We start from the raw sequence: 14,195 nt of genomic DNA on the forward strand, positions 1-14,195 counted from the left end.
TGCTTCGTGGTGGAGGAGATGTGGTGGGACGTGTGGCGGTGGCGCTGTCTTGCACAGCGGAGGTGAAGGAGGAATTGGAGCGTATGTCACGGAGTCGCAGTGGCGAGGTTCGCTTGGCCGAGCGAGCGAGAATCGTGCTGGGTTGTTTGGAGGGTCTGCGAAACGACGAGGTTGCCCGCGCAGTTGGCGTACGTGCGAACACGGTGGGGCTGTGGCGTCGGCGCTTTGCCGAGCATGGTTTGTCGGGCTTGCGTGATGCTGCGCGGCCGGGCAAGCCGGCGAAGTACGGGCAGGATCTGCGTGACCGCATTCTGGCGCAACTCGAACGGACACCGCCGGAAGGTATGGCAAGTTGGGATGGTGGTTCGCTGGCGAAGGCGCTGGAAGTATCGGACGATGCCGTGTGGCGCGTGTTGCGTCGGGAGGGCATCCAGCTGCAGCGGCATCGCTCCTGGTGCGTGAGCACGGACCCAGAGTTCGCCGCCAAAGCAGCGGATGTCATCGGGTTGTACCTTAACCCACCTGAAAACGCGCTGGTCCTGAGCGTCGACGAGAAACCCTCGATCCAGGCTCTGGAGCGTCGGCGCGGCTATGTCCAAACCAGTAGCGGAAAGGTGGTTCAGGGACTGAAAAGCACCTACAAACGCCATGGCACGGTCAACCTGTTCGCCGCCCTCGAAGTGGCCACCGGCGTCATTCGAGGCAAGACTACCCTAACCAAGAAGCGCGCTGATTTCCAGGCCTTCATGGAGGAGACCATCGCTGATGAACCCGTCGACCGTGAGATCCACGTCATCTTGGACAACCTCAACACGCACAAGAAAAACGACGAGTGGCTCGCCGCTCACCCCAACGTCACCTTTCACTTCACGCCCACCAGCGCCAGTTGGCTAAACCAAGTGGAGATTTGGTTCGGCATCTTCCAGCGCAAGACCCTGAGAAACGCCAGCTTCTCGAGCCTGGATCAACTCGTTGCCGCCATTCACAGCTTCACCGCGGCTTACAACCAGAACGCCGCCCCATTCGCCTGGCGAAAGCGAGAGGTCAAGGGCGCGCAGCTGCGGAATACTATCGTTAATCTATGCAATTAAACACTAGCGACGCTTGGTTTATGCCATAAGAAAATCATGGCCGTCAAAATAAAGTGCCACGTGCAATTCCGGAATTCTACCTACATTCCCGGCCGGGATCAGGAAATCTGAACTTCCCTTTGCCCTCGGGCGCGTACGGCCGACAGTGAATCAGATGGATGCCGAGCCGGGCGCAGATCCCTTGCAGCGTCTCGGCGCGGTAGGCGGCGCCGTTATCGACCACCAGCTTGAGCGGAATGCCGCGCTTGAGCACCGCCTGCTTGAGCACGCCTTCGATATCCAGGGCGGTTTCTCCGGGGCAGAAGGCGCTGTGCGTGAGCAGCCGGGAGGCGTCGTCGAAGAGCGATACGAGATAGCTCTTGGCGAGTTTGCCGTCGATCGGCACGCGTGGGCCGTGCATCACGTCGCCGTACCAGATCGCCCCCGCTGTCGCGGCGACGAAGCTGCGTTTCTCCTCGGGCAGGCTGGCCGAGCCGGTGATCCGTGACAGGCCGTGCTGCTGCAGCAGACGGTGAATGGTCGACCGGGCCAGGCGGCCACGGGCGACGGTGCCGGTGGCTTCGAGCAATTGTCGAATCTGGCACAGCGAGCGCCGCGGGTTGTCGCGCTTGGCGGCGAGAATGGCCGCCTGGGTGGCGGCCGGGAGCTTCGACTGCCCGCGGTCGGCGCGTGGCTTGGGCGTCAGGCCGTCAAGCTGGCGGAGGCGCCAGGCGTAGTACCACGCCTGAATCGTCTTCTCGCTCAGATAGCGCCGACGGCTGCCGGGGATGGCGTACTCGCGGCTGGCCAGCTCCCGGAGGAGCTGTTGCAGTTCGCCACGTTCCAGCCGCTCGCGGCTGATCAGGGGACCGAGAACGGACAGGCGAAACAGGGCTTTCGGATCAATCGGGTTCATAACCACTCCTGGTGATAAATCGGAGCGGTGATCAAACCAGAACGGCCGTTCTAATGACAGGAGCAAACTGTGTGGGGTCCCCGCCCGGGCGGGGACCTCACCGTCTGCCGCTCGTTCGGAATCAGTTCATCACGGGACGCTGATCTGCCGATCAAGCCAGGTCATGGCCTGTGCCAGGCCGATCGATTCGAACACCCGGCGCCAGAAAGCGCTGCCGTCGACCGTCCGCCCGAGGTCGGCAAAGCGGGCGCGCAGGTGAAACGCGAACAGCAGGCTGCGCTCCTGGAGCCAGGCCCACCAGCGGCCGGCGGTGCGCCGCTCGGGCGCCGCGCCGGGTGCGCCGGGGCGATCGGGCGCACCGCTCAGCCGCTGTGCCAGGACCGCTTGCTGCACTGACCAGTCATACCAGCGGCGCGGCGCGATGCACGCCGGCAGACGCGAACACGTGCGCCGACATCCAGAGCAACAGTAGCGGCAGATCGGCACCGGATTGAGTGAATCCTGCCCGGCTCGCCGGTCAGCCTTGCGCTCGTAGTGCCCGTGCTGCCAGAGAATCTTCAGGCCGCAATGCGGGCAGCACGGCGGGCGATACGCTTCGGGGGTTTGCTTGATGGCCTCAAGATGCTGCTCGATCGTCTCGATGCCGGCTACAATTCGCTGCATGGGCTGGGCGCTTTGCTGTGTGGTTTGTCTTGATAACTTCCCACGATAGCAGAGTTGTCCCGGCCCTTCTTTCGTTCACTTCGTCCCAACATCCTTCAGGCAGGCCGCCTTCTTTCGCCCTGACTGTGTATTCCACGCAAACTGGACACCGATTCCACGGCAAACTGGACACCCATTCCACGTCAATCTGGACAGTCGGAGCGTAGCGACGCGGGGTTAAAAGGTTTTACTCTGAGCCTCGTCTTGTGGTCAAGTTTTTGGCATGCAAAGGCAACCGCTTGGCGTTACTGCGTAACGGCTTCTTTGGCCAATAGAAGGCGCTTTTCGTAGTAGTCCGTCTCTCCATTCGGAACCCGCGCCGCGCGCTTCAAAGCGGCGTGGTCAGCCTCCCGAAGCAGGCTTTCAAGGACCTCACGTTGCGTTACTGCGTAACACGCCGCCAGGCGCTCCAAGGCACGCTTGGCGTGAAGATTGACCAGCAGATTCAGCCGCTCGGCCTGGCCGTCCACATCTTTCAAGTGACGAACGCGATAGTCCGATTGCCGTTGAGCATTAGTTTTTGCCATGTTGATGGTCCTGTTGAGCGTTACGCAGTAACGGTTTGATGGAGGGGTTGCCATGCCAGCAGCGCAGCAATCGAGGGCACAGGCCGTGGGGCGCTTTGGGCGCAACGAGTGGCACCGCGCAGAGTTATCCACGGCCGCCCGCCAGGCTGCGCTCCTTCTATAGCAGGCGGGCTGGCGGGCGGCGGTGGGTAACTTGTTGGGCTTGCTGAGGCGTTCATACCGGCGTCTCGGGCTTGCGCAACGATTCGCCATCGAGGTCCAGCGTATGTGCCTGATGGACCAGCCGGTCGAGGATCGCATCGGCCAGCGTCGGATCGCCAATCGACGCATGCCAATGCTCGACCTGCAGCTGGCTGGTGATGATCGTCGAGCGCGTCCCGTGGCGGTCATCGAAGATCTCCAGGAGATCGCGGCGGCTCTCGTCGGAGAGCGGTGCCAGCCCCCATTCGTCGATCACCAGGACCTCGGTCTTGGCCAACTGCGCCAGCGACTTCAGATAACTGCCATCGCCGCGGCCGATCGCCAGCGCCGGCAAGAGACGCGTCAAACGCACATAGAGGACCGAATGCCCCTGCCGGCACGCCTGGTTGGCCAGGGCGCACGCCAGATAGGTCTTGCCGATCCCCGTCGGCCCGCAGATCAGCACGTTCTGGTGATCGCTCACCCAGCGCCCGGTCATCAAGCGGGCGAACAGCCCCCGGTCGAGTCGGCGCGGATGCCGGAAATTGACATCCTCTGGCGTCGCCGCCTGTTTCAACCCGGCGCGTTTCAGACGCGCCGCATTCTGTCGCGACTCGCGTTCGGCCGCCTCGCAGTCGACCAGCAGCCCGAGGCGCTCCTCGAACGACAACTGGTCGATCTCGGGGCTTTGCGCCTGGCTGGCCAAGGCCCGGGCCATGCCCGGCAGGCGCAGTTGGTGGAGTCTCTCGACGGTCGGATGATTCAGCATGGCAAAGCTCCTTCAGTGGTAGTAACCGGGGCCACGCACATTGGCGTGCTCCGGAGGTAAATGGGTCTGGGCGGGTGCGCTCACCCGCTGCTTGTCCAGGCCGTTCTTCAAGATCGATTTCAGGCTGCTGTAGGACGTCGCCCCGATAGCGATGGCCCGCTCGCAGGCAGCTTCCAGGCGCTCGTCCCCGTAGGCCTGGCCCAGGCGCAGGATGCCCAGGCACGCCCGATAGGCCTGTTGCGGATGGCGGCGTTGATGCAGAAGGCTCTGCACGACGCCCTGGGCATGCGGCCCGATACGCCCGGCCCAGTCGAGTAGGCGCGGGGCATTCCAGCCCTGTACCGCCCGGTGGGCCGGCGCCATGTGCGCATCGACGGTGGTGTGCCGGCCGCGGGCGTCGTTGCGGACATGACTGGCAATGCGCGTGCCGCGATGGAACAGTTCGACGGTACTCGCCGTCAGCCGGCTATCGACTTGCTCGCGGGCGAAGCGGTAGGGCACCGAGTAGTAGTGGCCGACGAGCTCGACGTGGTAATCAATGCCGACCCTGACGACTTTCCATTCGGCGAACTCGTAACGCGTCACCGGCAAGGGCAGTAAAGCCGGCCGATCGAGTTCGATGAAGGCCGATTGGCGGCAGCCGGGCAACTTCTTGAACGGACGGTTATTGAGCCGGGTCATCAGTTCGGCGATGCTGCGGTTGAGCTCAGCCAGGCTGAAGAAACGCTGGTGGCGCAGACGCGCCAGGACCCAGCGCTCGACCAGAAGCACCCCAGCTTCGGCCTTGGCCTTGTCTTTCGGGCGACGCGGCCGGGCGGGGAGAACCGCGGTGCCGTAATGGGTGGCCAGGTCGCGGTACGTCGGGTTGAGTTCGGGCTCGTAGTAGCAGGCGCTGGTGACGCCGCTCTTGAGGTTGTCGGGCACCATCAGGGCGGTGACGCCGCCGAGGTGTTCGAAGGTGCGCACATGGCTGCCGATCCAGTCCGGCAGGCTCTGGCTCCAGGTGGCTTCGCCGTAGGTGTAGTTGGAGGCGCCGAGGACGGCGACGAAGATCGCCGCCAGCCGGATTTCACCGCTCATCGGGTCGGTGATCGGCACCGTCTGGCCGGCGTAGTCGACGAACAGTTTCTCGCCCGGGGGGTGCGTCTGGCGCAGGCTCAGCGAGAGCCGCCCGACCCACTGCCGATAGAGGGCGCAGAAGCCGCTGTAGCGGTAGCCGGCCGGGTGTTCGGTCTTGTATTCCTGCCAGAGGAGGTCGAGGGTGACGCCCTTGCGCCGCAGTTCGCGGTGCACGACCGGCCAATCGGGTTCGGGGCGGGTCTGGTTCGACGGTGCCGCCGGCGGGTACAGCTGCGCCTCCAGCTCCGGCTCGCTCATTCCCGCCGGCAGTGGCCAGGTGACGCCGTAGAGCTTCGCACGACGGAGGAGATCGCCGACGGTCGTCGGTGAGGCGTGGGTCGCCCGGGCGATCTCGCGGTGGCTGCGGCCGCCCTCAAGGGACAGCCGTAAAACGTCAAGAATCTTGCGCATGGATAGCCTGCTATTCGCCATGTGGGCCTCGGCAAATCTCCCGAGGGTGCCACGGTTATCCCGCGCGCTACGATATTACAAATGACTGTCCAGTTTGCTCTGGAATCGGTGTCCAGTTTGCCGTGGAATCACTGTCCAGTTTCGTCTGGAATCGGTGTCCAGTTTGGTGTGGAATACGCACCCTGACCGTTCTCGGGATGAAGCGCGCCGTCAGACCCGGGAGAGCGGCGGACGTAACACCGCCGACGAACTGCAGACGATCCGCGGCCTGATCGAGGCCCCTCCCGGCGCCAGCCGCGCACAACTCTCGCGTCAGGTGTGCGAGCTCTTCGACTGGCGCAAGCCCAATGGTGAGCTGAAGGATATGACCTGCCGGGTGGCCATGCTGCGCATGCAAGCCGACGGCCTGCTCACCCTGCCGGCTGCACGACGGACCGCTCCTCGCCAACCCGAGTATCGGCCCACGCACGCCACCGATCCACAACCCTTGCTCACTCAGCCGGTGCATGAACTGCCGCCTCTCTCGGTGCGACAGGTCGTCGGTTCGGCGAACTCGCGTCTGTGGAACGAGTACATCGCTCGTTACCACTATCTCGGCCACACGCCCATGGCCGGCAGTCAGAGCCGATACTTCGTCTTCGCCGGCGAGACACTCGTCGCCTTGCTCAGCTTCGCCGCCAGCGCCTGGAAACTCGCCGCGCGCGAGCAATTCATCGGTTGGCACGATGACCAGCGACAAAGGAACCTGCAACTGGTGGTGAACAATGCCCGCTTTCTGATCCTGCCCTGGATCCAGTGCAAGGGCCTGGCCTCCAAGATCCTCTCGCTCATGCAGCGGCAACTGCCCAAGGACTGGCTGGCGCGCTACGGTTACCGCCCCGTGCTGCTCGAAACCTTCGTCGAGACCCCCCGCCACCGCGGCACCTGCTACAAGGCCGCCAACTGGATCAAGGTCGGCCAAACCGTCGGCCGAGGCAAGAAGTGCCCCACCCGCAAGTCGATCCTCCCGATCAAGGATATCTGGCTCTATCCCCTTCACCGATCCTTCCGATCAGTCCTCTGCCGCTAACCGGCCTCGCCAACGGCGCTGGCTCACTACGGGTTGGCCGAATACTTACAACTTCAGATTTCCTGATCTCGGAGGAAACCGGGTTGGCACTTCAGACAAGAGTGAAGGTCATTCTTGCCCCGGTTTCCGGATGCGGAAAATCTTGCAGGGTGAGTTCCTCGAGGAGCGCGGCGATAGCGCGATCATGAGCTGGGCTGGCCATCCGGTGAATTTTGATGGTCAGGGTGTTGGCTAGCGCGTTCGGTTCGATGTCAGCGGAAGAAACGAACAATTCGCGAATGAGCGCACGTGCGTCGTCCTCCTTCTTCAAGTGGCGGCGCAATAGCGCCACCATGGCGGTCTCGGCCCGGTAGGCGACCATTTTCACGGTATCGCAGAGCATCTTGTTCAGCGGCGGCAGTTGGGTCGGTCGCTCGGCCTCGGGCAGACTGTCGATCGTCACCTTTCGGGGGCTTGCCTTGCGCGCCGCGCAAAGTCGCTTGAGCTCCTCCTGAACGGCCTGCAGTGCTTCGACAGACTCGGCGTTTTTCTGGATTTCGCCGCCGTCGTTCAAGGCCGTCCTGGCGATTGCGGCCTGCAGTTTTCTTTCGCTCTGGCGGGTTTGCCTGACGGCCTTGTCGAGTTCCCGCCAGCGGGGGTTAACGACCTGGTGAGTGCCGGGAAGAGATTCGTCTCCGTACTCGATAAGCCCATCAATATCATAATGTTCCATCATGTACGCGAAGTAGTTTTCCTGGCACCAACGGGCGAACATCCGCCCAGCGATGGTGGTGTTTCCGAGTTGCCGGGCGGTCGTGATCACGGCTGTTTGATGTCCCGTCTGGGTCAGCCGACGAACTTCGCTCACGGCCAGGCTGCCATCGCCTGTGCCGAGTCGGGTTTCGCGCATGGCGAGTTTCATCCCGGTGCTGCCGCCTGCCGGCAGATGGACTTCCTGTTCCTGAAACACCTCTTCGGACCAGAGGTCCTTGACGTTCTTGCGGTAGGTCAGTGCGCCGATGCGCTGTTTCCAGAGTCTGCCGAGGAGACTCTGGGTGGCCCCTTCCCGATCGAAGACCATGACAAACCGGTGCAGGGTCGGGTCGGCGTCCAGTTCGGCCGGCGTCGGCTGTCCCGGGACAATCTCCAGCAGTTGGGGGACGATGTCCTTGAGCAGGGTCTCGGCGAGTCCGTCATTGAGCGGCTGCGAAACCACAAAGAACGGGCGACCCAGGGCATCGTTAACCCAGTAGTCGGTGGTGCCCCGCAGGCACAGGCGTTCGCGCGAGACGTAGCGCTTCGACAGCCTGGCCTGCTCGCCGTGATACACCCGAACATGACCATCGACATACAGGTAACCCGCTTCTTCTGGCTCGCTTTCCATCCAGAGCTTCGCGAGATCCCGCATCCAGGCTGCCGGGTCACCCGTCTTGGCCAGCAGATGGACCTTTTCCCGCAGGGTGCGGACTTCCGGTACCCGGTCCAGGCCGATGACTTTGCCGAGTTCTCCGGGCGAGGTTTGTCGCAGATGTTCCGGCCGCTTGATTCGCCCCAGGGCCATGAAGCCGAGGACGAGAAGGATGTGCAAGGCGCTGTAGAATCCCCGGGGCAGCTTGAGATGGCGATCCAGGCCGGTCAGTAGCCCGTTCGCGCACAAGGCCGGCAAGCCGGCCAACAGCCCCCCCATCGCCACATCGTGGCTCGCTTCGAAGCGCGTCGTCGCACCGGTCGCCAATCCCAGCGCCGTTTGGATCCGCTCGTCGGCGCGCGTGCAGGCGGTGCCCATCCCCGCGGCGGCTTCCGCATCCGCCCGGCTGCGCTCACTCTTGGTGCTCGCCGCTTCCAACTCCCCTGCCTCTTGCGGCAAGGCGGCCAACTGCGGCACGCCCTGGCGCCGGATCGCCTTGCGCAGCGTCGACTCTTGGACGCCCACCTGCCGTGCCACTTCGGCAGGACGCTTTCCCTCGCTCAACAGCCGCGCGCATTCGGCACTCTTGTCCGGCGTCATGATCCGCGGCCGGCTCGCCGCCGCCGGTCGAAAGAAAGACGATGGCCCGGCTTTGCGGCTTTGTCCCACCCAGTTCATCAGCGTGCGGTGCGGGATGCACAGCGGTGGCCTTTCCAGTTCGACCGCCTTGACGTGCCCGTTCTCCATCAGGCTGGTCAGAGCGAACCTGCGGCCAGCGTCGTCTCCTACGGGGTGCGAGAAGTAATTGTCTCCCCCAACAAAGTAGATCGCTTGGCCATCCTTCTCCAGAATCGCCAACCCTTCTCCCACTTTCTGCGCACCATCCGGAAACCCTGGAAGCCACGATTGCCTCAACGTCTGCTCCTCCTTGCACTCCTAGCGAAGCTTGGTTTATGCCATAAGAAAATCATGGCCGTCAAAATAAAGTGCCACGTGCAATTCCGGAATTCTACCTACATTCCCGGCCGGGATCAGGAAATCTGAACTTGCGTGTAAGTATTCGGTGAACCCGTAGCCCCCGCTTTTTTGGTCGGCGTGGTTCAGTCAGCGATTGGCGGGTAGACCGGAAATCTGGACTGGACACAGCAGCGGAAATCCGGCACCATGCGGCGCATGGACACGGGTGCGGACATCATTGGCGGAGGATCGGCGGCAAGTCACCGCCAAGTGGCGCCGTTCGCCGAGGTGTTGGTGACGTTGACCAAGGAGCAGGAAATCAAGCTCCGCTGGGAGGCCAGCTTCTGGCGGAGCCAACATCGACAAGCGCTGGTTCGGTTGGCGCAATCGGAGGCCGCTCATCGGGTGGAAATGGCGCAAGCGGCGGCGCGCGAGGCGGCCTTGCGCAGCGAACTGGAGCAGGCCAAGGGCAAGATCCGCGATCTGCAAAAACGCCTGTTTGGTCGCAAGTCAGAACGCTCTTCGGGAGCCGAGAAGAACCCGGCGGCGGACCAAAAATCGTCGCGAGCTCGAGGTCAGCAACCGGGAGCAGCGGGTCACGGGCGGAACCCGGAAAGTCACTTGCCGACGCAGATCGAGGTCATCGACATCGACTGCCCGCATTGCCCGGACTGTGGTCTGGGCTACGTCGACTTTCCCGGCACGGAAGACAGTGAAGTCCTCGAGATCGAGGTCAAGGCCTACCGCCGGAAGATCTGCCGGCGGCGCTACCGGCGGACCTGTCAGTGTTCGGGCGCGCGGGGTATTCTGACCGCGCCACCGCCGGCACGATTGATCCCGCGTGGAAAGTACGGCGTGTCGATCTGGGTGCACCTGCTGCTGTCGAAGTTCTTGTACGGCCAGCCGACGCATCGGCTTCTGCGAGACTTGTCCGACCACGGACTGACGCTCTCGGCAGGAACGGTGGCCGGCGGACTGCGTGCCTTGGCACCGCTGTTCGAGCCGCTTGAAGAAGCACTGCTTGGCCAACTACGCAGCGAGAAACAGTGGCACGCAGACGAGACCCGCTGGCGGGTCTTTGCCGAGACCGAAGGGAAGGTCGGACATCGCTGGTATTTCTGGGTGTTCCACGGCCCATCGGTCATCCACTTCGTGCTCGACCCGAGCCGCTCGGCGGCGGTGCCGATCCGGGAGCTCTCCGGTAGCGCCGGAGGAGTCATCATCTGTGATCGCTATTCGGCCTACAAGAAGCTCGCGCGAGTCCTTGACCACTTCATTCTGGCTTTCTGCTGGGCACATCAGCGGCGTGATTTCCTGGAACTGGCCAACGCCCATCCGGAGCTCGCGGACTGGGCACTGGCCTGGGTCGAGCAGATCGCTCAGCTCTACCACTTGAATGGACGGCGCCTGGAAGTCCGTAGCGACCCAGTACAGTGGGCCGAACGCGACCGCGCCTTGCGGCAGGCGATCACGCAAATGGCCAGTCAACGGGAAAGCGAACTGGCGAACCCGGCGCTCAAAATGCCGGCGAGCAAGGTGCTGCGAAGCATGCGCAAACATTGGTCCGGCCTGACCGTCTTTGTCGACCGCCCCGAGGTGGCGATGGACAATAATGCCGCCGAGCGCGCACAGCGCACGCCGGTGGTCGCACGCAAGAACTTCTATGGGTCGGGCAGTCTCTGGTCCGGCGCACTCGCCGCGACGATGTTCAGCTTGCTGCTGACGCTGCGCTTGTGGGGAATCAACCCGCGCACCTGGCTGACGGCGTATCTGGAGGCCTGCGCCGCCAACGGCAACCTGCCGCCGACGGACTTGAGTGCCTTTCTGCCCTGGGCGATGGCGACCGATCGACTGGCTCAGATGCGTGGCATCCCGGTCGATCAGAGCCGTCCCATCGATAGCTCGTGAAGCCTTATTGCGGGCGTCACTTTACCGACGACGAACTGCAGGCCCTCTGCCGCCTGATCGAAGCCCATCCTGGCAGCAGCCGCGCGCAACTGTCGCGCCAGGTGTGTGAGCTCTTCGACTGGCGTAAGCCCAATGGCGAGCTGAAGGATATGACCTGCCGGGTGGCCATGCTGCGTATGCAGGCCGACGGCCTGCTCACCCTGCCGGCGGCACGACGGGCCGCTCCTCGCCAACCCGAGTATCTGCCTACTCACGCCACCGATCCACAACCGTTGCTCACCCAGCCGGTGCATGAACTGCCGCCGCTGCGTCTGCATCAGGTCGTCGGTTCGGCGAACTCGCGTCTGTGGAACGAGTACATCGCCCGCTACCACTATCTCGGCCACACGCCCATGGCGGGCAGTCAGAGCCGCTACTTCGTCTTCGCCGGCGAGACCCTGGTCGCCTTGCTCAGCTTCGGCGCCAGCGCCTGGAAACTCGCCGCGCGCGAGCAATTCATCGGTTGGCACGATGAGCAGCGACAAAGGAACCTGCAACTGGTGGTGAACAATGCCCGCTTTCTGATCCTGCCCTGGATCCAGTGCAAGGGCCTGGCCTCCAAGATCCTCTCGCTTATGCAGCGGCAATTGCCCAAGGACTGGCTGGCGCGCTACGGCTACCGCCCCGTACTACTCGAAACCTTCGTCGAGACGCCCCGCCATCGCGGCACCTGCTACCAGGCCGCCAACTGGATCAAGGTCGGCCAAACCGCCGGCCGAGGCAAGAAGTGCCCCACCCGCAAGTCGATCCTCCCGATCAAGGATATCTGGCTCTATCCCCTTCACCGATCCTTCCGATCAGTCCTCTGCCGCTAACCCGCCTCGGCAATGGCGCTGGCGCGCTACGGGTTGGCCGAATACTTACACTTGCGTTTCCAGATGGGCCGTAAGCCGTTGATTCGCATCAGCGTTCGGACGCGGTGCCGCCCGATAGGCCGTCCTTCTTGAACCATGGCCTGCTGCAAGCGCCGGCTGCCATAGCTTCGTCCAGAGGCCGTAAAAGCGGTCTTCAGATGAACCGTTGCTGCGCAAACGCTGGCGGGTTTTCTCGCCCGTGCGGCGGCGGCGTAGTACCCCGAACGACTGACGCCGAGGAGGCGGCACAGCGGCGCGACACCGGTGGTGGCCTTCTCTGCCAACTGATCGATGAGCCGGTGGCTCATCGCAGTTCTCGGGCAAAGAAGGCCGACGCTTTTTTTAGTAGGTCGTTGTCCTGACGCAGTTGCCGAACCTCCCCTTCTAATTGGCGTATGCGCTGCTGCTCGGCCGTCAGCGGCTTGCCGATGCCAGCCTGGCCGGATTGCTCGGCCGCAAACTGCCTCAGCCAGCGGCGGACGGCCGTCTCGCCAAGGCTCATGTCGCGGCAGACTTGCGCGACACTCGGGCCTTGCTCTTTGATCAGTTGAACGACCTGCAGCTTGAAGCTCGGGTCGAAGGTCTTGCGTTGTTGGCTCATCAATTGCTCCTCTTAGGGTGGATCATCCACCTATCGAGGTGTCCAGGGAAATTAGACCACGTCAGTCGGCGTTGCGCAGGATCTGCTTGACGACGATGCCGCCCATGCTGTGGCTGATGAAGGCGAGCGGACGCTGGCCCAGTCCCTCGATGCTCAGCAGGTCCAGCACTTGATTGCCGCGATCGGCGAGCGGCATGGATTCTTCCTTCCACTTCGACCCGCTCGCCGCGTAGCCGAGCGTCCAGATGCCGAGGCCCGGCACATCCTCGGCGAGCCAGTTGGGCCAGAAGCTGCCGATGTTGTCTTTGTCGGCCATCCAGGTGGTCCACGAATCGCCGCCCAGGCCGTGCACGAACACCACATCCATGGCGCGCCGGGGATCGTCGCAACCGGCGATCTTCTGGAGATCGGGCCGGCGGTTGATCAGCATTGGTGACTCCCTTGTTATTTTTCACCTTGTCGTCGCTGCCGGCGGATACGATGCTGCGGGCGCAGCCGCTGCCGGCTTTTGCTGCGCCGTTGCCAGGGGTGCCGCTAACACCATTCCCAGGTGCTGCAGGACGGCGTGGTAAACCTTGACCAGTGTGGCATGCTGCGCCTCGGGCGAGAGCGTCGCCAGCGGCACGGCGCCCGCACCGCTCGCGGCCATGAGGTGTGCGACCGGCGAACCGGCAATCGACATCGGGCGAAGCGGCAACCACAGGATGAGCATCTCGCCCTTGCGCTGTGCTGCCAGCGCCGGTTTGATTTCGCATTCGGCTGCGCCGCAGGTGGGCCCGAAGTAGTCGTCGCTGGCGAGCATGATCATGATGCGGGCGCGCGCCAGGTGTTCGTCGATTTGTCTTTGAAAGTCGCTGCCGCTCGGAATCTTTGTGTCGTCCCAGATCAGCTCGTGCAGCCGGGAATCGGCGTCGAGCACCTGCCGCAGCTGCGTGTGCCATTGGCGATCGCGGTGACGGTAGCTAATGTAGACGAGATCGCGCACCGGCGAGGCGGCGTTCGAAGACATCGCCGTGGCTTGGCCACATCGCTGGTCGAGCGCGTCGATCAACGCCTGGAATTCGGCCTGGCGCTCATCGCCCGCCGCGCCGCGTACGGTTTCGAGCAGAAGCGCTAACGCATGCCGCGAGCCGAGGCAGCCTCGATCGAGCAGAGTGCGTACGCAGGTGACCACGAAATCCGCTGTTGCGCCGCGCTGCGGGATGCTGTCGTAGACCTTGCGCCGCTCGCCACTGAATGCCAGCGTCAGCCAGGTGTCACGACGCTCCTCGGCCATGTGGGGTGTGAGCAACTGCGCGGCGAGCTTGAAGATGTCCACGATTTTTTTTGTAGCTTGGGGTATGCAATCGGACTGGCAAGCATATTACCGCACTCTGCGGCGGCTTAGTCACGCCTGGATTCTGCTGAGGATGCCGGCGGAGAGCCGCTGTCGTTCCCGTTTCATCGCGGCGGCTTTTTTCTAGCGCATCCCGAACGCTTTCACTATCCCGCTCTGACGCCGATAACCGACTGCTGATTTCCGCTCCGGACACGCTCAGCCCCCGAGTCATCGTTACGGCAAGAGTACGAACGCAACTTGAGAGGCATGACCACCGAGCCGGTGAAACTGGCTGCACTACTGGCGCGACACGCTCGCGGGAAACACGGCCCGCGACCGCATGCACGTCCGGTGGCTATAAAGCCGCC

At 63.4% G+C, this 14,195-nt stretch carries 13 protein-coding genes and 1 pseudogene; 4 read left to right on the forward strand and 10 right to left on the reverse strand.

What is annotated here, in order from left to right; all coding sequences use genetic code 11:
• Positions 1-23 precede the first annotated feature (23 nt).
• Positions 24-1,091, forward strand: coding sequence for an IS630 family transposase (locus tag QZ656_RS22415; protein ID WP_291991544.1), 1,068 nt, complete (start codon positions 24-26; stop codon positions 1,089-1,091).
• 112 nt (positions 1,092-1,203) lie between these two features.
• Here the strand turns inward: QZ656_RS22415 and QZ656_RS22420 are convergent.
• The 5 genes and pseudogenes from QZ656_RS22420 to istA all read right to left on the reverse strand — a co-directional run.
• Positions 1,204-1,986 (reverse strand): annotated as a pseudogene (locus tag QZ656_RS22420) (DDE-type integrase/transposase/recombinase); the annotation flags it as partial.
• Positions 1,987-2,115: 129 nt separating this feature from the next.
• A complete protein-coding gene (locus tag QZ656_RS22425) occupies positions 2,116-2,649 on the reverse strand; it encodes a DUF6431 domain-containing protein (protein WP_291995472.1) in 534 nt (177 codons plus the stop codon).
• Between the two features lie 284 nt (positions 2,650-2,933).
• On the reverse strand, positions 2,934-3,269 hold the full coding sequence (locus tag QZ656_RS22430) for a hypothetical protein (RefSeq protein ID WP_291991634.1): 336 nt from the start codon (positions 3,267-3,269) through the stop codon (positions 2,934-2,936).
• Positions 3,270-3,429: 160 nt separating this feature from the next.
• Positions 3,430-4,164, reverse strand: coding sequence for an IS21-like element helper ATPase IstB (istB, locus tag QZ656_RS22435; protein WP_291991633.1), 735 nt, complete (start codon positions 4,162-4,164; stop codon positions 3,430-3,432).
• Between the two features lie 12 nt (positions 4,165-4,176).
• Entirely contained in the window at positions 4,177-5,715 is a 1,539-nt protein-coding gene (istA, locus tag QZ656_RS22440) for an IS21 family transposase (RefSeq protein ID WP_291991632.1), read from the reverse strand.
• Positions 5,716-5,848: 133 nt separating this feature from the next.
• Here istA and QZ656_RS22445 point away from each other — a divergent pair, with 133 nt between their 5' ends.
• Entirely contained in the window at positions 5,849-6,763 is a 915-nt protein-coding gene (locus QZ656_RS22445) for a DUF4338 domain-containing protein (RefSeq protein WP_291995473.1), read from the forward strand.
• Positions 6,764-6,854: 91 nt separating this feature from the next.
• Here the strand turns inward: QZ656_RS22445 and QZ656_RS22450 are convergent, their stop codons facing one another.
• Positions 6,855-9,008, reverse strand: coding sequence for a helix-turn-helix domain-containing protein (locus QZ656_RS22450; protein ID WP_291991531.1), 2,154 nt, complete (start codon positions 9,006-9,008; stop codon positions 6,855-6,857).
• Between the two features lie 306 nt (positions 9,009-9,314).
• On the opposite strand from QZ656_RS22450, the gene QZ656_RS22455 reads away from it, so the two are divergent.
• Both QZ656_RS22455 and QZ656_RS22460 read left to right on the forward strand, forming a co-directional pair.
• Complete coding sequence (locus QZ656_RS22455) at positions 9,315-11,015, forward strand: IS66 family transposase (RefSeq protein ID WP_291991655.1); 1,701 nt, start codon at positions 9,315-9,317, stop codon at positions 11,013-11,015.
• Positions 11,012-11,869: a DUF4338 domain-containing protein gene (locus QZ656_RS22460; protein WP_291991654.1), complete on the forward strand. Its 858-nt coding sequence runs from the start codon at positions 11,012-11,014 to the stop codon at positions 11,867-11,869. Before QZ656_RS22455 ends, QZ656_RS22460 begins: the two co-directional genes overlap by 4 nt.
• 26 nt (positions 11,870-11,895) lie before the next feature.
• Here the strand turns inward: QZ656_RS22460 and QZ656_RS24220 are convergent, their stop codons facing one another.
• The 4 genes from QZ656_RS24220 to QZ656_RS22475 all read right to left on the reverse strand — a co-directional run bounded on the left by QZ656_RS24220 (position 11,896) and on the right by QZ656_RS22475 (position 13,827).
• Positions 11,896-12,216 (reverse strand): IS3 family transposase, encoded by a 321-nt coding sequence (locus QZ656_RS24220; protein ID WP_366522222.1) that lies wholly within the window; start codon positions 12,214-12,216, stop codon positions 11,896-11,898.
• Positions 12,213-12,509, reverse strand: coding sequence for a transposase (locus tag QZ656_RS22465; RefSeq protein WP_291995474.1), 297 nt, complete (start codon positions 12,507-12,509; stop codon positions 12,213-12,215). The genes QZ656_RS24220 and QZ656_RS22465 overlap by 4 nt, the downstream gene beginning before the upstream one ends.
• 61 nt (positions 12,510-12,570) lie before the next feature.
• A complete protein-coding gene (locus tag QZ656_RS22470) occupies positions 12,571-12,939 on the reverse strand; it encodes an alpha/beta hydrolase (protein ID WP_291995475.1) in 369 nt (122 codons plus the stop codon).
• A 21-nt stretch (positions 12,940-12,960) separates the two neighbouring features.
• The gene (locus QZ656_RS22475) at positions 12,961-13,827 is read right to left on the reverse strand and encodes a TIR domain-containing protein (RefSeq protein ID WP_291995476.1); all 867 of its coding nucleotides are present in this window, start codon (positions 13,825-13,827) and stop codon (positions 12,961-12,963) included.
• Positions 13,828-14,195: the final 368 nt, after the last annotated feature.

The organism is Candidatus Accumulibacter sp. ACC003 (assembly GCF_907163085.1).
Lineage (GTDB): Bacteria > Pseudomonadota > Gammaproteobacteria > Burkholderiales > Rhodocyclaceae > Accumulibacter.

Excerpts from the sequence above, each read along its gene's own strand:
- istB (WP_291991633.1), bottom strand. The coding sequence starts at position 4,164 with ATGCTGAATCATCCGACCGTCGAGAGACTCCACCAACTGCGCCTGCCG.
- QZ656_RS22430 (WP_291991634.1), bottom strand. The coding sequence starts at position 3,269 with ATGGCAACCCCTCCATCAAACCGTTACTGCGTAACGCTCAACAGGACC.
- QZ656_RS22470 (WP_291995475.1), bottom strand. The coding sequence starts at position 12,939 with ATGCTGATCAACCGCCGGCCCGATCTCCAGAAGATCGCCGGTTGCGAC.
- QZ656_RS24220 (WP_366522222.1), bottom strand. The coding sequence starts at position 12,216 with ATGAGCCACCGGCTCATCGATCAGTTGGCAGAGAAGGCCACCACCGGT.
- istA (WP_291991632.1), bottom strand. The coding sequence starts at position 5,715 with ATGGCGAATAGCAGGCTATCCATGCGCAAGATTCTTGACGTTTTACGG.
- QZ656_RS22455 (WP_291991655.1), top strand. The coding sequence starts at position 9,315 with ATGCGGCGCATGGACACGGGTGCGGACATCATTGGCGGAGGATCGGCG.
- QZ656_RS22465 (WP_291995474.1), bottom strand. The coding sequence starts at position 12,509 with ATGAGCCAACAACGCAAGACCTTCGACCCGAGCTTCAAGCTGCAGGTC.
- QZ656_RS22425 (WP_291995472.1), bottom strand. The coding sequence starts at position 2,649 with ATGCAGCGAATTGTAGCCGGCATCGAGACGATCGAGCAGCATCTTGAG.